We start from the raw sequence: 20,839 nt of genomic DNA, 5'->3' as shown, positions 1-20,839 counted from the left end.
CGTGGGTACACCCCCAGGCGGGCACCAGTACGACGGTGACCGGCACGTGCCGGGTGAGCACGGGGACGATCGTTTCAACTTCCCCTCCGCACCCGGCAGACAGGGCGCTCAGCAGCCTCAGCAGCCCTACCAGCCGTACGGGCAGGGCCAGTACGGCCAGTCGGGGCCCGGCTGGCCGCAGCAGGAGCCCCAGCAGCCCGCTCAGCAGCCGCACCACCCCCGGCGTCCCCACCGCCTCGACGGGCCGCAACAGCCCCGGATCCAGCCGGTGCAGCCGCGGCGGGCTCCCGAACCGGCGGCTCCGGCCGCGCACAATCCTCTGGTCCGTCCGTACGCCATGACAGGTGGACGGACCCGACCGCGCTACCAACTCGCCATTGAGGCGTTGGTCAGTACCACGGCTGATCCGTCCCGGCTGCAAGGGCAGTTGCCCGAGCACCAGCGGATCTGCCGGCTGTGCTTCGAGATCAAGTCGGTGGCCGAGATCTCGGCCCTCCTCTCGATCCCCCTCGGCGTGGCCCGGATCCTCGTAGCCGACCTGGCCGAGGCGGGACTCGTCGCTATCCACCAGCCCGGCGGCGACGAGTCCGCCGGCGGCCAGCCAGATGTGACACTGCTCGAAAGGGTGCTCAGTGGACTTCGCAAGCTCTAGCGGCGGAGCGGCCCGCTCCACTACCTCGGCGAAGATCGTGGTGGCAGGGGGCTTCGGCGTGGGTAAGACCACGTTTGTCGGTGCCGTGTCGGAGATCAATCCGCTGCGCACCGAAGCCGTGATGACGTCCGCCTCGGCGGGCATCGACGACCTGACGCACACGGGGGACAAGACCACCACCACGGTGGCGATGGACTTCGGCCGCATCACGCTCGACCAGGACCTGATCCTGTACCTCTTCGGTACGCCGGGCCAGGACCGCTTCTGGTTCATGTGGGACGACCTGGTGCGGGGTGCGATCGGTGCCGTCGTGCTGGTCGACACCCGCCGTCTCGCGGACTGCTTCCCGGCGGTCGACTACTTCGAGAACAGCGGGCTGCCGTTCGTCATCGCCCTGAACGGCTTCGACGGCCACCAGCCGTACACGCCGGACGAGGTGCGCGAGGCGCTTCAGATCGGGCCGGACACGCCGATTCTGACGACGGACGCGCGGCATCGGGCGGATGCGAAGAGTGCGCTCATCACGCTCGTGGAGCACGCGCTGATGGCCCGCCTGCGGTAGGTGCTTCCGGGTACGCACGAGGGCCCCGCACTCCTGGGAGTGCGGGGCCCTCGTGCGTGTGCCGCTCGGCCTGGCGGCCTTGCTTGTCCTCAATCGCCGGACGGGCTTGATTTGGCCCGCCCGGCCTCGGACTGCGCCTGTGGGCTGACTCAGCCCTGCCAGCTGTGCGGGGCTCGGAAGCCCGGGGTGCGTTCCAGCCGGCGCCAGCCGGCCGTGTCGCGGACGCGGGTGGGGGCGGTGGCGGGCTGGGCGGCGGCGCGGGCGAGGAGGACCGCGGTGATCGCGGCCAGTTCCTCGGGGTCCGCGAGGCCCTTCTCGACGCGCAGCACGGATTCGGCGGTGGCAGTGGTCATGAGTAGTGTCTCCGTCTTCTACTGCGGGGGGTTGCCGTGCTTGCGGGACGGCAGGTCGGCGTGCTTGGTGCGGAGCATCGCGAGCGAGGCGATCAGGACCTCGCGCGTCTCGGCCGGGTCGATGACGTCGTCGACCAGGCCGCGCTCGGCGGCGTAGTAGGGGTGCATCAGCTCGGTCTTGTACTCCTTGACCATGCGGGTCCGCATGGCCTCGGAGTCCTCGGCCTCCGCGATCTGCCGCCGGAAGATGACGTTGGCGGCGCCCTCCGCGCCCATCACGGCGATCTCGTTGGTGGGCCAGGCGTAGGTGAGGTCCGCACCGATGGACTGGCTGTCCATGACGATGTAGGCGCCGCCGTACGCCTTGCGCAGGATCAGGGAGATCCGCGGCACCGTCGCGTTGCAGTACGCGTAGAGCAGCTTCGCGCCGTGCCGGATGATCCCACCGTGCTCCTGATCGACGCCGGGCAGGAAGCCGGGTACGTCCAGAAGAGTGATGATCGGGATGTTGAAGGCGTCACACATCTGGACGAATCGCGCGGCCTTCTCGGACGCCTCGATGTCCAGCACGCCGGCCAGGGCCTGGGGCTGGTTGGCGACGATGCCGACGACCTGGCCGTCCATCCGGGCCAGGGCGCAGATGATGTTGCGGGCCCAGCGCTCGTGGATCTCCAGGTAGTCGCCGTCGTCGACGAGCTCCTCGATGACCTTGTGCATGTCGTACGGGCGGTTGCCGTCGGCCGGGACCAGGTCCAGGAGGGCGTCGCCGCGCCGGTCCGCCGGGTCGTCGCTCGCCGCGGTGGGCGGGTTCTCCCGGTTGTTGGAGGGCAGCATCCCGATGAGGTACCGGACCTCGGCGATGCAGGTCTCCTCGTCGTCGTACGCGAAGTGCGCGACGCCCGAGGTCTCGGCGTGGACGTCCGCGCCGCCCAGGCCGTTCTGGGTGATCTCCTCGCCGGTGACCGCCTTCACGACGTCCGGACCGGTGATGAACATCTGCGAGGTCTCGCGGACCATGAACACGAAGTCGGTGAGCGCCGGGCTGTAGGCCGCACCGCCCGCGCACGGGCCGAGCATCACGCTGATCTGCGGGATGACACCGGAGGCACGCGTGTTGCGCTGGAAGATCCCGCCGTACCCGGCGAGCGCGGAGACGCCCTCCTGGATACGGGCGCCGGCGCCGTCGTTCAGGGAGACGAGCGGCGCACCGGCCGAGATGGCCATGTCCATGATCTTGTGGATCTTCGTCGCGTGGGCCTCGCCCAGCGCCCCGCCGAAGATCCGGAAGTCGTGCGCGTACACGAAGACCGTCCGGCCCTCCACCGTGCCCCAGCCGGTGACCACACCGTCGGTGTACGGCTTCTTCGCCTCCAGGCCGAAACCCGTCGCCCGGTGGCGGCGCAGCTGCTCGACCTCGTGGAAGGAACCCGGGTCGAGAAGCAGCTCGATGCGCTCGTGGGCGGTCAGCTTGCCCTTGGCGTGCTGCGCCTCGGTCGCGCGGTCACTGGGTCCGCGGCGGGCCTGCTCGCGCAGCGCCAGCAGTTCGGCCACACGGCCGCGGGTGTCGCTCGGCTCGCCCTGGGTTTCGTCCACAACGGTCATGTAACGACCCTACGAACCCCGCCAAGAAAATCGTGCCGTCGACTCCGTACAGTCTCCTGCCCGGTTTACTGGTGGAGCCTGACAGAAGCCCGGTCCCATGCAGGCGAAGTACCAGCCGGTACCGGGTTCCCCTTGTGGAGGTCCCACAAAGGGTTCACTGTGGCCTGCCGCACACGCCCGTGAGCCGGGGGACCCGGTCGAGCTGGGCGTCCTGGACCTTCTGAATGTCCTCCAGGCGCGGGAGCACCGGCTCGTCCGGGTGCGCCACGGTCAGCAGCACCGCCTCGTAGAAGGCGTCCCGCACCGCCGCCGGCATGACGTCCGAGGCGTCCAGGCACAACGGCACCCGCTGCTCCGTGAGCCGGTGCCCGACCTCCCGCTCGACCGCGCCCGTGCGGGCCGGGACCGCGGAATTGGCCGAAAAGACCCCGCCCTCGCGGCCCCACTCCTCCTGGGCCTTCTCGGACGTGAGGCGCCGGATCATCGTACGGGCCTGCTCACCGTCCCCGAACAGCGCGGCGAAGTCCGCCGACACCTCGTGGGCCTTCACGGTGTACGGGCCCCCGGGCAGCAGCGGTGCCGAGTCCGTGAAGGCGGCCCCGGCCCTGCGGTCCCCGTAGAACGAGCGGGCGAAGGAGCCCTGGTGTTCCAGGGAGCAGCCGCCGCCGAAGAGCAGCCCGTGCCCTCCGGCCGGGCCGCGGTGGTCCTTCGTCAGGATCGCCTGGCGCTCCTCGCGCGAGCCCTGGGCGAGCAGGTGCGCCCAGGTGGTCCAGGCGGTGACGACGTGCGGGGCGGTCCAGGGCAGCTCGCCGGTGGCCCAGCGCCCGTACAGCACCTGGCCCGCCTGCTGGAGGAGCAGGTCCTCGATCCAGTCGCTGCCGGGCCAGCCGGAGGAGCCGTCGTCGCCCATGGCGGCGCACCAGGCGTCCAGCGGGGCCGGGGCGGGCCGCGGGGTCTCGCCCTCGCGGTACCAGACGATGGACTTGAGGTCGACCTTGAGCGGCACCCACAGGTCCTTCTTTATGCCCTCCGCCTCCGGCAGCCACGGGTTGCCGTACTCCCCCGGGTCGTAGAGGCCCGTGAGCGGCTTGAGCCGGTTGTCGGCGGCGTACTCGACCAGTTCGCCGACGCCGGGCAGGATCGCGATGTCGGGCGGGTTCCCGGCCTGGACCTCGGCGAGCAGCACCTCGCGGGTGGCCGCGGTGCCCTGGTAGGTGTACGGGATGCCGAAGCCGTCCAGGACGTCCTTGAACTGCCGTTCCTGCTCGTCGGTCCAGGGGCCGAGGATCGTCACCCTCGGTTCGGCGTCGCTGCCGCCGGGGGCCGCGAGGCCGCAGCCCGCGGCGGTCAGGAGCAGGGCGAGGACGAGGGCGAGTGCCCGCGGCAGCCGTCTCATCCGGCCCTCCAGTAGTAGTCGGCGTTGAGTCTGCGGGTGAGGCCTGCGGCCGGGAGCAGCAGGACCAGCGCGCCCGCGCCGAGCGCCCCGTAGTAGGTCCAGCTCTGCCAGCTCCGGGCGGCCAGCCCGCCGCGCAGCTCGGTGGAGGCGCGGGTGACGTACTGCTGGGCGTCGGCGAGCCGGTCGGGGTCGCGGGCGGTGTCCCCTGACCGGACGAGCGGGTCGCTCGCGGTGTCCTCGATCCGGACCAGCTGGTGGCGTGCCGCGTCCAGCCGTTCCTGCGTCGCGGCGGTCGCCCACAGCGGTACGACGGCGAGGGCGACGGCCACCAGGAGCGTCGGCAGCAGCCACGGGTCCAGGCTGCGCCCGCAGCGGCGGCGCAGCAGCCACAGCGCGCTGAGGGTGGTCAGGGTGAGGACGAGCAGGCCCAGTTCGGCGACGGCCCAGCCGGTGACCTGGAGGGGGCCGAGGGTGCTGATCCGGCCCATCCGGCGCATCTGGTGGTCCTGGAGGACGTCGAGGCGGGGCACGACGCCGGTGCCCGGGCGGTTCAGCTGGCGCTCGGCCTCGCTCATCTTCTGCCGCTGCATCAGCTCGTCGTCCACGTACTTCACGGTCCCGGGGGTGATGGAGCCGCTGTACGAGGTGAGCACCCCGGTGACGGTCGCCAGGACGCCCCGGCCGCGCTCGCCGTCGATCTGGACGTCGGAGAGCCGGGAGAGGCCCTGGCCCGCGGCGGAGAGCTGGGCCTCGTAGCGGGCCCCGGCCCCGACGACCTCGTCGATCCCGAAGCGCACGGAGACCTCGGCCTCCTGGTGGGCGCGGAGCAGGGCGAGCTGGGTCGCGGAGACGCCCTGGACGGCGGGGGCGGCGTGGGTGCGCATCTCCCCGGCCGCGTTCTGGACCTCGCGGTACGAGACGAGGAGCGCGGTCATCGAGACGAGGGCGGCCAGCACGATGACGGCCAGGTGGAGTTCGAGCAGCCGTCTGGTGCGGGAGCCGGTGAGCCCGCGGGCCCGGAAGGCGCGCGTCCAGTGCGTGGGCCGGGGCTTCACAGGCGCCTCCCGCAGACGATGCAGTGCCGGGCCCCCGGCCCGGCGAGGTGGCGGCATTCGGGGCACTTGGCGGGCGGGCCCGCGGTGTGCCCGGGCAGGTCCAGCAGGGGCCCGGAGGCGACGTGCAGCCGCCCCTCGCGCACGGTCCCCAGGTCGACGGTGGGGCCGACGCGGACCAGGCCGCGCACCCCGTCCACGATGTCGGCCACCTTGCGGACGTCGGCGAGGACCCAGGCGGCGCCGATCTCGTGGGCCAGCCGGACCGCGAGCCCGAAGTGCCGCTCGGCCTCCTCGCGGCTCAGCGGGTCCAGCGCCGCGTAGCCCCGGTCGAGCGCGGTCCGCATCCGGGTCGCGGCGTTCATCGCGTCGAGCGTGCCGCCCCCGCCGCCGGTGCCGCCCGCGCCCACGGCGACGCCGGGCGGCAGCCAGCGGACCACGAGCGGGGCGGTGGCTTCGCCGACGGACACCGTGGCGAGCTGGAGCAGCACGCCGAGCGGGTCGGCGCTCGCGTCCGCCCGCACGGAGAGCAGGTAGTCCCGGGCGCCCGGCTCCCACTGGTGGGTGGCGAAGTCGTACCGGTGCGGGTGCTCCGGCGCGGTCACCGGTACGAGGGCGTGCTGCCGGGGCTGCCGCTCGCTGAGGGCGACCGCGGTCACGGCGGGGCGGCCGGTGACCGTGACGGGCAGTTCGGGGCTCCGGACCCGGCGCAGCCGCCCCAGCGCCCCGGTGACGGCGGGGGCGAACCGGTCGGGCGCGGTCTCGGCCGTGCCGTGCAGCCCCTCGGTGAGGGCGAGCAGCGGTGCCGGGTCCCAGTCCACGCCGAGCGCGAGCACGTCCGCGCTGAACGCCCCCGCGCACGCGGCGATTCCGGCGCCGAGGGCCGCCTCGCCCGCCGGGTCGTGCCCGCCGCCGTCGGTGACGAGGATCAGGTGGCGTACGGGCAGGGGGCGTTGGCCGAAGAGCGTCCGGGCGGCGGTGAGCCAGGCCCCGTATCCCGGGGGCGGCCGGTCGTCGGGGGTCGGGGCGACGCGGCCCACGCTGAACGCGGCGCGCCGCTTCTCGTCGGTGTCCGCGAGCGCCCAGGGCCCGCGCAGCGGGTAGCACCGCCCGGGCCCGTCGCCCCCGGCGCCGCCGAGCACGGCGAAGGACAGCCCGTCGGGCAGGGCGCGCAGGGCGGCGGCGAGCGCGGTGGCGGCGTCCTGCCGGCGCGCGGGGGCGACGTCCAGGGCGAGGACGACGGCGAGTTCGGTGGCGGGCCGCTGGTCGCGGGGACCGGTGCCGGTGGCCTTGACGCGCACATGGGCGTCGATCGGGGTGTCGCGGTGCGGCTGCTGGTCGCGCCGGACGTCGACGGACACGGCGAACCGGAGCCCGGTCGGCGACGGGTCGGGTGCGGCCATGAACGGATCTCCAAGGGGACTGGGGGTGGCTGGCGGGACCCGAGGGTGACCGTCAGAACCGCGTCTGCGGGCGCACCGCGTGCGACAGGTCGATGAGCCGTTCGTACTCCGCCGGTTTCCGGCGCTGGCGGGCCAGCCAGCGGTAGCACTGCTCCAGCTCCGCGCGGACCTCCCGCTCACCGGGGACGGGCGGCGGCGGGAGGCCGATGCGCAGCCGGGTCCGGTGCGGGGGAAGAGGGTCGGCCGTGTCGCGGACCGCGTCGAGTTTCCACTCGTACAGCTCCGTGCGCAGCAGCCAGGCCGCCTCGTCGCCCGCGACCACCGGGCCCGCCAGCGCGGCGAGCGCGGCGTCGATCTCGCCCAGTGCGGGCAGCGGTTGCGCGCCCGAGGCCAGCCGGGCGGCCCGGATGCGCAGGGCGGCGACGCGGGCCACGGTGTGGTCGCGGGACTCGTCGGGGACCAGGTCCAGGACCCGGACGGCGGCGGCCCGGTCGCCCCGGGCCAGGGCGGACCGGGCGAGGCCGAGGGCGGCGCCGACGTGCGAGGGGTTGCGGGCGTGCACCGCGCGGAACAGTTCGTACGCGGACGGGCCCGCGCCGGGCCCCACCTGCTCCGCGCAGTACGCGAGGGCCAGCTTCGCCGCGTACTCGCCGGGGAGGGCGCGGTGCACGGCCGAGAAGTGGCCGTGGGCGTCCTTCAGAAGTGCCTGCCGCTCCCCCTCGCGCACGTCGGCGCCGCGCAGCGCGACCAGGCCGCGGTGCCAGCTGAGGCGCCACTGCCGCACCGGGCCGGGTCCGGGTATCGCGGCCGCCGCCTCGACCTGCTCATGGGCGGCCGCCAGCGCCTCGGGGCCCTCCTGGCCGAGGAGCAGCCGGGCGTTGTGCAGGCAGATCTCGACGGACCGCTCCCCCTCGGCGGGCTGGGCGAGCGGCTGGCCCGGGTCGTAGCTGCTGACGCCGAAGCGGGCGGCCTGCGGGTCGCCTGGGTAGGGCCGGGGCACCGGCAGGCGGCGGGCGATCTCGGTCGGGGTCGGCGTCCCGGGGTCCAGGGCGGGCGCCGGGGGCGTGTCGCGGCGGCCGTGCAGCGGGCGGCGCAGCCAGTGCGCGTAGTCCGGGACCGAGCCCAGTCGGGCGCCGAGCAGTTCGGTGGAGGGCGTGAAGTGGGCGGAGGGTTCGGGCTGGTCGCGCTTGCCGCGCAGGGCCCGGATCTCGCGCAGCACCCCGCGCAGCTGCCCGGCCATGTCCTCGGCGGTGCCGAACCGTTCCTCGGGATCCCCGGCGGTGGCCCGGGCCACGACGAGCCGGAAGGAGCTGATGCCGAGCCCGGGGACGTCGTCGCCGACCGCCCAGCGGGCCAGCTCTTCGAGGGTGACGCCGACCGTGTGCACGTCGTGGGCCACGGTGAGCGGCTTCCCGCCGTCCGTCTCCGGAGCCGCGAAGTACGGGGTGATCACGGGCGGCGGGTCGACGCTGCCCGCCTTGCGGACGCCGCCGAGGTCGATGACCTTGATGCCGTCGAGGTGGTGGATCACGTTCGACGGCTTCATGTCCCCGTAGAGGAAGCCCATCCCGTGCAGGTGGGACAGGGCCTCCAGGATCTGGCAGCCGTAGGTGACGACGTGTTCGATGTCGAGGACGAAGGCGCCCCGCCGGACCGACTCGACCAGCGCGGACAGGGTGCGGTCGCCGACGTCCTCCATGACGATGTAGCCGCCGGAGACCGTGCCGTCGGCGTTCCTCGTGGAGACGAAGTCGCGGATCTGGACGATCCGTTCGTGCCGGATGGCGACCAGGCTGCGGCGCTCCTCACCGGCCTGGGCGGCGCCGCGCTCGGCGTAGCGGTTGAGGAGCCCCTTGACGGCGACGAAGTCCTCCAGGTGCGTGTCCTCGGCGAGGTAGACCCAGCCCTGCCCGCCGTGCGCGATGGGGCCCCGGATGACGTACTGGTCCTGGAGCGGCGGGCCGTCCTTGGTGAGTTCGGGGCGGTACGAGTAGCGCGCCCCGCACACCGGGCAGTACCCCTCGTCCGGGGGCGGCGCGGCGGTGTGCGGCGGGACGAACGCGGTGGCGCAGGACTTGACGGAGCAGGTCATCACGATGCGCACGGGGTGCTCGGCGGCGGCCAGCCGTTCGGCCGGGCTGCCCGGGTCGAGCAGCGGGAGTTCGAGGAGTCCGGCGGGGCCGTGGTCCTCGGGCGCGCCGGGCAGCGGCGGGAGGCCGGGGGCGGTCTGCTCGCGGCCGCAGGTGTCGCAGTAGCCGGTGGCCAGGACGGCGCCGGTGCAGGGGCCGCCGGTGAAGCGGCGGTGCGGGCAGGGAATCCTCATGGGCGGCCCGCGGGTCCGGTGCGCTGTCCGGGCAGCCCCGCGGGCCCCGCGAGGTCGGCGCGTAAGTCGCGTAACAGCTGCTTGAGCCCCACGAGCCGGGCGTGCGGCTCCCGCAGCGCGCGCAGCTCCCCCAGGTTCCGGCGGCGGGTCGCCGGGTCCGTGGCCGGGCGCGGGGGCGCCGAGGCGGAGTCGGTCAGGCCGTCCAGGCGGGCCCAGACGCGTTCCATCCGCTCGGCCGTGCGCACCAGTTCCTCGGCGCGTTCGTCCAGCGCCGGTACGAGGAGGTCGCGTTCGACCGCGTCGGGCGCCGGTCCTTCGGTGCCGCGGACGACGACGAGCAGCCGGAAGCCGAGGGCGCGCACCCGGGCGAGGACGCGGACGAGCCCCGCCGGGTCCGGCTCCTCGTCCAGGCCGACCACGGCGAGGACCGGGCCGGAGGCGGGGCGTCCGGCGAGGGAGCGTTCGGGTTCGTCACCGCCTTCGAGGAGCCAGTCGCGGTAGCGGTTGCGCTGGTGGCGCGGGGGCCGCAGCTGGGCGACCAGGGTGTCCACGAGTTCGTCGGGGCGGCCGCGGCCTCCGTGGTGGACGAGGTGGGCGCGGTGCAGCTGGTGGCGCAGGGTGCGGTCACGGCCGCCGCCCGCCGGGACGACGCCGAAGCGCACGGTGGGCTGGTCGGTGCCCGCGAACCAGCTCCGCAGCCGGGCGGCGAAGGCGTGGTCCCAGCCGTCCGGGCCGCTCAGCTCGGCGACCAGGGGCACGAGCTCGGCGATGCGGTCCACGGGGATCATGTGCGAGAACGCGAGGTCGTTGTCGGCGGGCAGGGGCATTTCCAGGTCGCCGCGCCAGCTGACGACGAGGCCGATGACGCTCTCGGGGCGCTCGCCCCGGCGTCCGGTGTGGACGGCGGCGCCGCTGAAGCCGGGGCGCACCACCTCCACGTTGGAGCGGGCGTCGAGCTGTACCCAGTTGCCGTGGAGGCCGCTGATCCGTGCGACGAGCCACATCCCGTCGGCGTCGAAGGGTGCCGCATAGCCGCCGAGCCACACCTCCGCGCCGCGCTCCAAGTGCCGGGACAGGGGCGCCGGTTCGGCCTGGGGGCGGGGGCCGTCCAGGGCGAGGACGGCGATGTCCTCGCGGTCGTCGAGCCAGCCGCCGGGGGCGACCCGGGCCGCGACGGGCGGGATGGCGGGGTTCTCGGCGAACTCGACCCACATCCGGGCGTCGGGCTCCTCGACGACGTGGGCGCAGGTCAGCATGCGGTCCTGAGTGATCAGCACCCCGGCCCCGCACACCTCGCCCTGCGGGCCGTCCCGGCGCAACCGCAGTCGCCAGTCCGCTCTCAACTCCCCCATGGTTCACGAGCGTACGCGCGCAAGGGCCCCGCTTCCCAGTGTCCGGACACAAAGGGAGCGGGGCCCCGGGGATGCTCAGCCTCCGCAGTGGAAGCGGGCGCTGCCCCAGTCCGCGTGGTCGTTGCCGTTGCCGTCCCCGCCGTCACCGGCGATCAGTTCGACGTACTTGGCGCCGGTGACGTCGGCCGTGAGCGACCAGGCGGCGTCGGAGGCCCGGAGCACCGGCGACTTCACCTTCTCGGTGCCGTCGGCCTCCACGGAGAACTGGACGCTGCCCGCGGTCTTCTGGACGTCGTCCACGCCGACCTCGGCGGTGAAGGAGGTGCACTGTCCGCCCAGGTAGTAGCGGATGGTCGCCGGGGCGTGGCTGCCGAGCCCCTTCTCGTACACCGTGCCGCCGATCGTCAGCGCGGTGCCGTCCCCGGTGCCGGTCTCGCCGTTGGACAGGTCGCGCTCGACCGGTCCCCAGCCGTTGGTGGTGGCCGTCCAGTCGAGGTCGCTGGCCCAGCTGTCCTGGGTGGGCGGCGGGGGCAGGGTGCGTACGGAGGTCTGTGCGCCGAGCTTCCGCTGCCCGTCGCCGGTCGTGTACGTGGCCTGGGAGGTCAGGGTGTACGCGCGGTAGGCGGCGTCCACCGGCGGGGTGACCTGCCAGCTCGCGGTGACCTTGGCGCCGGGTGCGACGGAGTCGAAGGCGACGGCTCCGGCGGGCTCGGCCTGCCATCCCTCGGGGAGGGCGAGGTCCACCTTCACGCCGGTCGCGGCGGTGGACTCGTAGTTGGTGAAGCTCGCCTTCACCGTGTTGGCGGTGCCGGGCTCCAGGGTCTCGGCCGCGGCGGCGACCGAGAGCGTGGAGCAGGCCGCCTGCTCACCGGCGGGGGCCTCGCCGAGGTCGGTGACGGTGAAGGCGTCGAGCACGAAGTCGGCGCCCTCCGGGGCGTCGCCGCGCTTGCGCAGCCCGGTCCAGGTGTCGCCGCAGCCCGCCGTGACGGTCTCCGCGAAGTGGCCGGTGGTGTGCTGGGCGCCGATGGCGGTGGTCCGGGTCTCGACGGAGGCGGGCTTGCCCTCGGCGGTGATCCGGTCGTAGCCGTCGACCCACTCGTAGGCCCCGGCGTGGCTGGACTGGTAGTCGTACTCCACCCGGTAGCGGTGGCCCGCGGTCATCGGGACGGTCCAGGGGGCCGTGCGGTAGACGAGGCCGGTGTTCTCCTCGTGGGCCTTCAGGGACTCCTTGCCGCCGATCACGTCGTCGGTCAGCTTCCCGTTCCAGCCCGCCTGGGTGTACGGGGCGTGGAGCTGCGAGATGACGGTGCGGGGGTCGGTGGAGCCGCCCGCGTCGCCCTTGAGGAAGGGGCCCCAGCCCTGGTCCACGTCCTCGAAGTCCTCGTGGACGACGGTGCCCTTCTGGGTGGCGGGCGCGTTGGCAACGAGGCGGACGTCGTCGGCGCGGACGGTGGCCGCGCTGCCGTCGGCGGCCTCGATGCGCAGGGTGGTGCGGCCGTTGGCGGGGGCGGTGAAGTTGACCTTGGCGCGCTGGAAGTACGTGCCGTGCCAGTCGGACGCGGCGACGTAGTCCTTCGCGGTGGAGCGGTCCACGGCGACGGACTTCCCGCCCGCCGAGAGCGTGGTGTGCCGGGTCTTCCCGGGCTCGACCTCGATGAGCGCGGAGGCGGTGTAGCGGGCGCCGGGCTTCAGGCCGCCGATGCGCTGGGAGAGCGCGGCGGTGCCGCTGCCGGAGAGCTTCGCGGAGTTGCGGCCCTGTCCGTCGGTGTCGCGGACGGCGGTGCCGGTCTTCGTCCAGTCGCCGAGCCGGTCGTCGTTGAAGCCGGGGTCGGCGACGAGGGTGTCCTCGCCCCACTCGGGGTCGGCGGCCTTCGGGGCCTGGTGCGGGTAGAGGACGTACGGCTGCCCGGCCTCGGCGGTGAGCGTGATCTTCCCGTTCACCGGGCGGACCGTGCCGGTCTTCACGCGCCCGTTGTCGGTGAGCTTGTAGACGGTGTACGTGCCCTTCGAGGGCACCGCCCAGCTGCTCGTACCGCCCTTCTGGCTGTAGTGGTACAGCTTCTTGCCGCCGTCCCACGGCAGCAGGTAGTCGGTGCCGCTGAGGACCTTGCGGCCGTGGTCGTAGTACGTCCGCTTACCGTCCTCGACCGTGCCGGAGATCCCGCCGGTGAAGGTGATGTCGTTGCCGTCCCAGCGGGTGATCTTCTGCTGCTGGAGGTACTTGGCGGGCAGGTCGCGCTGCCAGACGTTGTCGTAGAAGGCGTTCCAGTCGGTCTCGCCGGTCCAGCCCTCGAATTCGGCGATGGCGCTCTGGCCGAGGACCGGGTCGTTGTTCCAGACGTCCTTCTCGCCGTTCCGGATGAACCGGATGATCTTCGAGTTGATGCCCTTGTTGGTGGCGCCGCCGTAGTCCAGGTCGTTGGCCCAGTGCGACCAGAGCGAGGCCCGTTCGAACTTGTCGGCCCACTCGCTGGAGACGTTCCAGCCCTGCTTCTGGAGGGCCTGGACGGTCTTGTCGGCGATCCAGCCGTGGGTGTAGTAGACGTCGATGTACAGCATCGAGAGGTTGTTGCCGGTCTCGTCGCGCAGCTGCTGGAAGCGCTTGGCGAGGTCGCCGCTGTTGATGTCGCGGCGCTGGTCGATGTAGTAGCTCTGGCCGAGCCAGTTCCAGCCCGGCTTGGTCTTGTCGACCAGCTGCTCGTCGAACGCCTTCGCCTCCGGGTACGCCTCCGTGGCGTTGACGTGGACGCCGAAGGTGGCGCCCCACTTCTTGCCGTCCTTCAGCAGGGCGTTGAGGTCCTTCAGCCCGCCCGCGCGCTTGTTGTAGTCGCCGCCGTAGTCGGGGTGGGCGGAGTCGTGGCCCTCGGAGGCGTACCCCTTGAGCAGGGCGAGCTGGCCGAGGCCGTCCGTCGCCAGGGAGATCCGCTTGACGTCGTCCAGGGTGCGCAGGAAGGGGTGCGTGGCCTGGCTGGCGAAGTTGAACGGGATGTGGGTGATGACCCGGTCCGCGGTGTCCTCGCTGCCCGGCGCGACCACGCCGATCGAGCGGAACGCGACGGCCCCGTCCTGCCAGTCGACCGTCCTGTCGCCGTTGGCGTCGGGCGTGACGACGACCTTGGCCCAGGGCAGGGCGTCGCCGCTCTCCGGCTTCGGCGCCCCCTCGCCCCGGTAGGTCCACTGACCGGACCAGACGGCGACCCGGGTCGAGCCGTTGTCCTCCTTGCGGGCCTGGTGCCAGAACCGGGCGTCGTCCCCGCCGGTGGCGCCGGAGGGCTTGTCGTACGAGGAGTTGGACTCGACGGCCGCCGCGAGCGAGCCGGTGTTGACGATCGCGTACGTGGCGCCGGTGGGCGCGGACTCGGCCGGGGTGTCCCCGGTGACCGATCCGAAGACGTCGGCGGTCTTCGTGGAGTCGGTGTCCAGCTTGGTGAAGGCCGTGGCCGCCCCGGCGTCCGTGCCGGCCACGGAGACCAGGTCGTGCCCGGGTATGTCGATCGTGGACACCCGGAACGCCGCGGTGTCGCGGACGGCGGTGACCTTGAACGTGGTGGCGCGGCCGGAGACGGAGAGCGTGGCGTCGAGCTCCACGCCGGGCAGGTCGGCGAAGGCCAGCGTGTAGCGGGCGGCCGAGCCGGTGACCTTCGGGGCGCCCTTGAGCTTCACCGCGTGCGCGGTGCCGTTCAGGGTGACGGCGGTGACCGGGCGGGTGGAGCCGGTGAGCTGCTTGCCGGATCCGCGGTCGGTGTACGTGAGGACGCGCGGGAAGTCCGCGGCGACGGCGACCGCGAGCTGCGCGGAGGAGATGACGGGGCTGCCCGCGGGCACGGCGGTACCGGCGGCAGCGGGTGAGGGGGCGGCGGCCACGGCGGGGAGGGCGGTCCCCGCCAGGGCCAGGACGGCTGCTGAGGCGGCGGCTGCGACGCCCACCGGCATACGGCTTGGTGACATGTGCACTGCGTAGTCGTCGGCTCCGCGCACCGTCAACGACGTACGGCCCCGAGGGCTTCGCCAGTCCAACAACCGCCCTCCGTAAGTCCAAGCAAGCCCAAGTGGGGCGGGACCGGGACATCCGGGGCGCCGTGTTCAGTTTCTGATCACGCGGTGTGCGGGCGTCGAGCGGCATGCAGGCAAGTGCCGCTCACCAGCGTCGAGTTGTGAAGAGTTCTTCTTTTTGAGAGCGCTCTCAGTCACAAGTCTTGACGCCCGTGCCGTGCATCGAGAAAGTGGTGCGCACCGCGGACGCCCCCGCTCCACCTCCCCGCACGGTCCACCCGTCCGCGCCCCCCACGTACCCCCGGAGTCGCCTCATGATTTCGCGCCGGAAGTTCCTGACGGGCGGAGCCGCCGCCACCGCCACCGCACTGACGTACCCCCTCTGGGGCAGCGCGCTGAGCCCGAGCGCGTCGGCCTCCGCCGCCACCTGCGAACTGGCCCTGGTCAACAAGTCCCTGCCCGGCCGCGTCAACGCCTATGTCACCGGCCACGAGCAGGGCACCGACCGCTGGGTCCTGCTGCGCGCCGACGGCAGCGTCTACCACCCCGACTCCCCCTCGGCCCCGCAGACCCCGCTGCCGGTCGACTGCGCGATCCCGCTGAACGGGGCGGGCGGCGCGCCGGTCGTGCTGACCCTGCCTCAGATGTACGGCGCCCGGGTCTACTTCGTCCGCGACGACACGCTGACCTTCTACCTCAACCCGGGCCCGGCCCTGGTCGAGCCCGCGTTCGCCACCTCCACCGACCCGAACTACGGGCGCACCTGGTCGTTCTGCGAGTTCACGTTCAACCCGCAGCAGCTGTACGCCAACATCAGCTACGTCGACCTGGTGACCGCGCTCCCGATCGGTCTGACCCTGGAGGGCGACTCCACGCACACCGTCGCCCCGCTCCCCGACGGCGCCGTGGACCGGATCGCCGACGGCCTCATCGCCCAGGCGGCCGCCGACGGCCAGCCCTGGGACCAGTTGGTGACCCGCGGCGCGGACGGCAGCGTGCTGCGGGTCATCTCCCCGCAGAACCTGATGGCGCCCTACTTCGACCGGCCCGACCAGATGCCGTTCCGCGACCTGTTCACGGCGCAGATCGACGAGGTCTGGGAGAAGTACCGCTCGACGGACCTGCGCATCGACCTCCAGGGCGGGCGCGGCGTGCGCACCGGCCGGGTCAGCGGGGACACGCTGACGTTCGACGGCGGGCACACCTTCAGCAAGCCGGTGTCGAAGGACATCTTCACCTGCAACCACGGGCCTTTCACCAACAACCCGGCGGACAACGACGACAAGAAGGCCCTGCTGGCCCGGCTCGCGGCGGGCTTCAACCGCTCGATCATGCTCAGCCACCCGGACCAGCCCAACGGCACCTCGGTGGCCGACTACTACCAGGGCGCGGTGACCAACCACTGGTCCCGGATCGTCCACGCCAACAGCCCGATCGGTTACGCCTTCCCGTACGACGACGTGCGTCCGGACGGCGAGCCGGACGTCTCGGGCGCCGCCAACGACGGCAACCCGAGGCGGTTCACGGTGAGCGTCGGTTCCTGACCTCACCCCACAGACCGGGAGGACCCCCGTCCGGGCGGGACGGGGGTCCTCTCTTCCTGTGCGGGGCGTCGCGGGGGTCAGGCCAGGGAGCCGACCGCGAGTTCCCGCCGCGCGCGGGCCGCGGCGCCGACCGGTACCGCGTCGGAGCCCAGGCCGGACCTGACCAGCCGTACGGGGTGTCCGCTGACCGGCGGTTCGGCGGACAGCGCGGCAAGGACGACCGGGCTCAGCAGCGGCCAGGCACGGCTGACCCCGCCGCCCACGACCACGGTCGTGATGTCGACGACGCCGGCCGTCATCACGATCGCCCGTGCGATGCCCTCCCCGGCGGCCCGGAACACCGCGAGGGCGTCCTCGTCACCGCCGCCCGCCGCGTCCGCGACCTCCCGGGCGGTCAGCCGCCGGCCGGTGCGCTCCGCGTAACGGGCGCCGATGGAGCGGCCGGAGGCCAGGGTCTCCAGATGGCCCCGCCCACCGCACGAGCAGAGCAGATCGCCGAAGCCGGGGATGTGCCCGATCTCGCCGGCCGCGCCGTGCGGGCCGGTGAACAGCGCGCCGTCGCTCCACAGCGCGCCGCCGACGCCGGTGCCCAGGGTGATCCCGAGGACGTCCCGCTCGTCGCGGACCGCGCCGCCCGAGGTCTCCCCGTACAGGAAGGCGTTGACGTCGTTGTCCAGGAAGGCCGGGACCTCCAGCGCCTCCTCCAGGGCGTCCGTGACTCCGAAACCGGCCCAGCCGGTGAAGGAGTCGCTGGCCACGAGGATGCGCCCGGTGACGGAGTCCACGACCCCGGCCGCACCGGCCCCGCAGCCGGTGAGCCGGCCGGGGGTGCGCTCCAGGAGCGGCGCCAGGGCGTTCAGGGCCGCGTCGGTCATGGCCCGGCCGCCCCGGTCCGCCGGGGTGGCGGTCTCGGCCCGGTCCAGCACGGTGAGGTCGTCGTCGCAGAGGACCACCTGCGTGGTGGTGCCGCCGATGTCCACGCCCGCGAAGAGCCTGCGGTCGTACGCGTTCATGCCTGGACCTCCGTCCGTACGGCCGCGAGGGCGGCCAGGCGCTCGGCCCTGCGTCCGCGCTGGACCACCGGGTCCGGCACCGGTACGGCGGCCAGCAGGCCGCGGGTGTAGTCGGTCTCCGGGTGCAGCAGGGTCTGCCCGGTGGGGCCCTGTTCCTGGATGCGCCCGCCCCGCAGCACCACGACGCGCTGGGCGAAGTGCTGGACGACGGCCAGGTCGTGGGAGACGAAGAGGCAGGCGAAGCCCAGCTCGTCCTGGAGCTCGGAGATCACTTCCAGTACGGCCTGCTGCACACTGACGTCCAGCGCGCTGGTGGGTTCGTCGGCGACCAGCAGCCGGGGTTCCAGGACCAGCGCACGGGCCAGGCTGACCCGCTGGCGCTGCCCGCCGGAAAGCTCCCGGGGCGCCCGGTCGGCGACCTCGCGCGGCAGCCGGACCCGGTCCAGGATGGCGGCCACCTTGCTCCGGCGGTCCTTGGCGGTCAGCCCCTTGAGGTGGACCCTGAGCGGTTCGGCCACGCACTCGCCCACCGTCATCCGAGCGTCCAGCGAGGCGACCGGGTCCTGGAGGACGACGCCGATGCCCGCGCGCAGGGCACGGCGGGCCCGGGAGCGGGTGCGCGCCAGATCGGTGCCGAACAGCGAGACCGTGCCGGAGGTCGGCGCGATCAGGCCGAGCGCGACCCGGGACGCGGTGGACTTTCCGGACCCCGACTCGCCCACGAGGCCCAGGGTCTGGCCGGGGTGCACGGCGAGGGAGACGCCGTCCAGGGCCCGTACGGCGCTCCTGCCGCGGCCGAAGACCACGGAGACGTCGCGGAGTTCGGCGACCGGCTCGGTGTCCGGGGCCTCGGTGACGGCGGCCGGGGCGGCCTTGTCCGCCTCGGCCACGGACAGCCGGGGCACGGCTCCGAGCAGGCGGCGGGTGTAGTCGTGGGACGGGCGCAGGAGCACGTCCTCGACCGGTCCGGTCTCCACGATCTCCCCGCGGTACATCACGGCGACCCGGTCGGCGAAGTCGGCGACGACGCCCATGTTGTGGGTGACCAGCAGCACGCCCGTACCGCTCTCGGCGGCGAGCCGGCGCAGCAGGTCGAGGATCTCGGCCTGGACCGTGACGTCCAGCGCGGTGGTCGGCTCGTCGGCGATCAGCAGGGCGGGGTCGTTGGCGATGGCCATGGCGATGACGACGCGCTGGCGCTGGCCTCCGGAGAGCTGGAAGGGGTAGGCCGTGGCCCGCTTCTCCGGCTCGGGGATGCCGACCTTGCGCAGGAGGGCGACGGCCTCGGCGGCGGCCTCCTTGGCGGACATCTCGCGGTGGTTGCGGATCACCTCGGCGATCTGCCTGCCGACCCGGGTCAGCGGATCCAGGGCGGTGGCCGGCTCCTGGAAGACCATGGAGGCGGTCCGGCCGCGCAGCGCGGCGAGGTCGCTCTCCCGGGCGCCGACGACCTGGGTGCCGGCGATGACGGCGCTGCCGGTGGTCCGGGCGTTGCCGCTGAGCAGGCCCATCGCGGCGAACGCGATGGTGGACTTGCCGGAGCCCGACTCGCCGACGAGGGCGAGCGTCTCGCCGGGTTCGACGTGGAGGGAGACGCCCCGGACGGCGGGTACCTCTCCGCTCTCGGTGGTGAAGACGACGCCGAGGTCGTCGAGTTCGAGGATCGGCCCGGCCTGCGGTGCGGCGGGGCGCTGGGTGGCGGTCATCCGCGTCCCCTCACGTCGAATGCGTCGCGGAGCCCGTCCCCGATCGCGTTGAACGCCCACACCACCAGGATGATGGCCAGGCCGGGCGGAATGATGAGCCACCAGTAGCCGGAGTAGGCGGCGGTGAGGCCGGCCGACAGCATGCCGCCCCAGTCGGTGGACGGCGGCTGGACGCCCAGGCCCAGGTAGGAGACGTAGGCGACGAGCAGGATGGCGTCGGCGATCTGGAAGGTGGCGGCGACGATGATGGTCGAGACCGAGTTCGGCAGGATGTGCCGGACGATCGCCCGGCCGTGCGTCCCGCCGATGGCCCGGAGCGTCAGCACGTAGTCGCGGTTCTTCAGGGTCAGCGTCTCCGCCCTGACCAGCCGGGACGGCACGAGCCAGGAGACGAAGCCCAGGATGACGATCAGCCCGGTCAGGTCCGGGGTGGTGATGGCCGAGACGACCAGCAGGATGAAGAGGGCGGGGATGGCGATGCCCGCGTCCACGACGCGCATCATGACCGCGTCGATCCAGCCGCCCGCGTAACCGGCGACGGCGCCCCACAGGGTGCCGATGACGGTGGCGAGCACGCCCGCGGCGAGGCCGACGATCAGCGACACCTTGCCGCCGTACATGAGCCGGCCCAGCACGTCGTGGCCGACCGCGTCGGTGCCCAGCCAGTGGGAACCGCTGGGGGCCAGGTTGACCTGGTCGAGCAGCGTGTGGGTCTGGTCGGTGGAGTACACCAGCGGGCCCACGAAGCAGAACAGGAAGAAGAAGGCGACGACGCCGAGCCCGACGACCGCGAGCCGGTTGCGGCAAAAGCGCCGGACCGCGAGGCGGGTCCCCGACGCCGTGGCGGGTGCGGTGACCTTGCCGGGCACCTGGCCCGGCTGGATGACGGCGCTCATGCCCGGCCTGCCTTCACTCGGGGGTCGATGACCCGCTGGACGATGTCGGCGAGGAGGGTCCCGGTCACCGTGGCCATCGCGATGACGAGCACACAGCCGAGGAGCACCGGGTAGTCGGAGGACTGTGCGGCGGTCCAGAAGAGCAGCCCCATACCGGGGTAGTTGAAGAGCTGCTCGACCACCAGCGCACCGCCGAACAGCACGGGCACGTAGTACCCGAGCATGGCGACCACGGGGGTCAGCGAGTTGCGGAACACATGCCGCCACAGGATGGCGCGGGAGCGGGAACCGCCGGCCCGCGCCGTCCTGACGTAGTCCTCGGAGAGGTTCTCCAGGGTGGCCGCCCGCATGTAGCGGCTGAACACCGCGATCATCGAGGCGGCGCCCGCGACCACCGGGAGCACCAGCGCCTGCGGTTCGGAGAACACCTGCGCGAGCGTGTCGCCCTGGGGTGCCTGGGAGGGGAACCACGGCAGCGCCTGGCTGAACACCAGCACCAGGACGAGCCCGAGGAAGTAGACGGGCGTGGAGTAGGCGATGAAGCTCAGCGTGGTGATGATGTAGTCCGCCGGCTTGTTGCGCCGCATGGCCTGCCACATGCCCAGCGGGATCGCCAGCACGAGGCCGACGACGGCCGACAGGACGGTGAGGAGCAGTGTCTTCGGCAGCCGTTCGGTGATGAGCTGGGACACCGGCTCGTTGAGGGTGTACGACGTCCCGAGGTCACCGTGGAGCAGCTGGTTCAGGTAGTAGAAGTACTGCACGGGCAGCGGCTTGTCGAGGCCCTGTTCGTGGTTGAAGGCCGTGATCTGCTGCGCGGTGGCCTGCGGGCCGAGGATCCCGCGTGCGGGACCCCCGGGCAGGGCGTGCAGCAGACCGAAGACCACGATCGTCACGATGACGATCACCACGACGGCCTGGAGGACCCGCCTGAGGAGGTACTTGGAAGTGCTCATGTGATTTCCGGTCGCTTCGGCTCAGTGGTGCGCGTG

Annotated in this window: 15 protein-coding genes; 3 read left to right on the top strand and 12 right to left on the bottom strand. The window is 73.0% G+C overall.

The window, feature by feature from the left end; translation table 11 throughout:
• Window position 1 precedes the first annotated feature (1 nt).
• Together AMK18_RS14910 and AMK18_RS14905 are read left to right on the top strand one after the other, a co-directional pair.
• Window positions 2-652, top strand: a complete 651-nt coding sequence (locus tag AMK18_RS14910) for a DUF742 domain-containing protein (RefSeq protein WP_020207381.1) — start codon at window positions 2-4, stop codon at window positions 650-652.
• Window positions 633-1,214, top strand: coding sequence for a GTP-binding protein (locus AMK18_RS14905; protein WP_014048542.1), 582 nt, complete (start codon window positions 633-635; stop codon window positions 1,212-1,214). The genes AMK18_RS14910 and AMK18_RS14905 overlap by 20 nt, the downstream gene beginning before the upstream one ends.
• Before the next feature lie 149 nt (window positions 1,215-1,363).
• On the opposite strand, the gene AMK18_RS14900 is transcribed toward AMK18_RS14905, so the two are convergent.
• The 8 genes from AMK18_RS14900 to AMK18_RS14865 form a co-directional block, all read right to left on the bottom strand.
• Entirely contained in the window at window positions 1,364-1,567 is a 204-nt protein-coding gene (locus AMK18_RS14900; RefSeq protein WP_018102441.1) for an acyl-CoA carboxylase subunit epsilon, read from the bottom strand.
• 18 nt (window positions 1,568-1,585) lie between these two features.
• Window positions 1,586-3,169, bottom strand: coding sequence for an acyl-CoA carboxylase subunit beta (locus tag AMK18_RS14895; protein ID WP_073863128.1), 1,584 nt, complete (start codon window positions 3,167-3,169; stop codon window positions 1,586-1,588).
• 154 nt (window positions 3,170-3,323) lie between these two features.
• Window positions 3,324-4,565, bottom strand: a complete 1,242-nt coding sequence (locus tag AMK18_RS14890; protein ID WP_018102443.1) for a hypothetical protein — start codon at window positions 4,563-4,565, stop codon at window positions 3,324-3,326.
• Window positions 4,562-5,620 carry a hypothetical protein gene (locus AMK18_RS14885; protein WP_018102444.1) on the bottom strand — a complete coding sequence of 353 codons (1,059 nt, stop codon included), beginning with the start codon at window positions 5,618-5,620 and terminating at the stop codon, window positions 4,562-4,564. The genes AMK18_RS14890 and AMK18_RS14885 overlap by 4 nt, the downstream gene beginning before the upstream one ends.
• Window positions 5,617-7,020, bottom strand: a complete 1,404-nt coding sequence (locus tag AMK18_RS14880) for a hypothetical protein (RefSeq protein WP_073863127.1) — start codon at window positions 7,018-7,020, stop codon at window positions 5,617-5,619. The genes AMK18_RS14885 and AMK18_RS14880 overlap by 4 nt, the downstream gene beginning before the upstream one ends.
• Window positions 7,021-7,072: 52 nt before the next feature.
• Window positions 7,073-9,343, bottom strand: coding sequence for a serine/threonine protein kinase (locus tag AMK18_RS14875; protein ID WP_073863126.1), 2,271 nt, complete (start codon window positions 9,341-9,343; stop codon window positions 7,073-7,075).
• A complete protein-coding gene (locus AMK18_RS14870) occupies window positions 9,340-10,695 on the bottom strand; it encodes a S1 family peptidase (RefSeq protein ID WP_198956999.1) in 1,356 nt (451 codons plus the stop codon). The genes AMK18_RS14875 and AMK18_RS14870 overlap by 4 nt, the downstream gene beginning before the upstream one ends.
• Window positions 10,696-10,770: 75 nt before the next feature.
• On the bottom strand, window positions 10,771-14,628 hold the full coding sequence (locus tag AMK18_RS14865) for an endo-alpha-N-acetylgalactosaminidase family protein (RefSeq protein WP_073863125.1): 3,858 nt from the start codon (window positions 14,626-14,628) through the stop codon (window positions 10,771-10,773).
• 374 nt (window positions 14,629-15,002) lie between these two features.
• Here AMK18_RS14865 and AMK18_RS14860 point away from each other — a divergent pair, with 374 nt between their 5' ends.
• Window positions 15,003-16,232, top strand: coding sequence for a glycoside hydrolase family 64 protein (locus tag AMK18_RS14860; RefSeq protein WP_018102449.1), 1,230 nt, complete (start codon window positions 15,003-15,005; stop codon window positions 16,230-16,232).
• A 77-nt stretch (window positions 16,233-16,309) separates the two neighbouring features.
• On the opposite strand, the gene AMK18_RS14855 is transcribed toward AMK18_RS14860, so the two are convergent.
• Genes AMK18_RS14855 through AMK18_RS14840 form a run of 4 tightly spaced genes read right to left on the bottom strand, consistent with a single transcriptional unit; the run spans window position 16,310 to window position 20,803 of the window.
• On the bottom strand, window positions 16,310-17,245 hold the full coding sequence (locus AMK18_RS14855) for an ROK family protein (RefSeq protein ID WP_018102450.1): 936 nt from the start codon (window positions 17,243-17,245) through the stop codon (window positions 16,310-16,312).
• On the bottom strand, window positions 17,242-18,951 hold the full coding sequence (locus AMK18_RS14850) for a dipeptide ABC transporter ATP-binding protein (RefSeq protein ID WP_073863124.1): 1,710 nt from the start codon (window positions 18,949-18,951) through the stop codon (window positions 17,242-17,244). Before AMK18_RS14850 ends, AMK18_RS14855 begins: the two co-directional genes overlap by 4 nt.
• Window positions 18,948-19,847: an ABC transporter permease gene (locus AMK18_RS14845; protein ID WP_073863123.1), complete on the bottom strand. Its 900-nt coding sequence runs from the start codon at window positions 19,845-19,847 to the stop codon at window positions 18,948-18,950. The genes AMK18_RS14850 and AMK18_RS14845 overlap by 4 nt, the downstream gene beginning before the upstream one ends.
• The gene (locus tag AMK18_RS14840) at window positions 19,844-20,803 is read right to left on the bottom strand and encodes an ABC transporter permease (protein ID WP_073863122.1); all 960 of its coding nucleotides are present in this window, start codon (window positions 20,801-20,803) and stop codon (window positions 19,844-19,846) included. Before AMK18_RS14840 ends, AMK18_RS14845 begins: the two co-directional genes overlap by 4 nt.
• Between the last annotated feature and the right edge of the window lie 36 nt (window positions 20,804-20,839).

This window comes from Streptomyces sp. CB01249 (assembly GCF_001905735.1).
In the GTDB taxonomy this organism is placed as follows: Bacteria; Actinomycetota; Actinomycetes; order Streptomycetales; family Streptomycetaceae; genus Streptomyces.
Note: the sequence above shows the minus strand (reverse complement) of the source record. Positions and strands in the feature narration are given on the sequence as shown.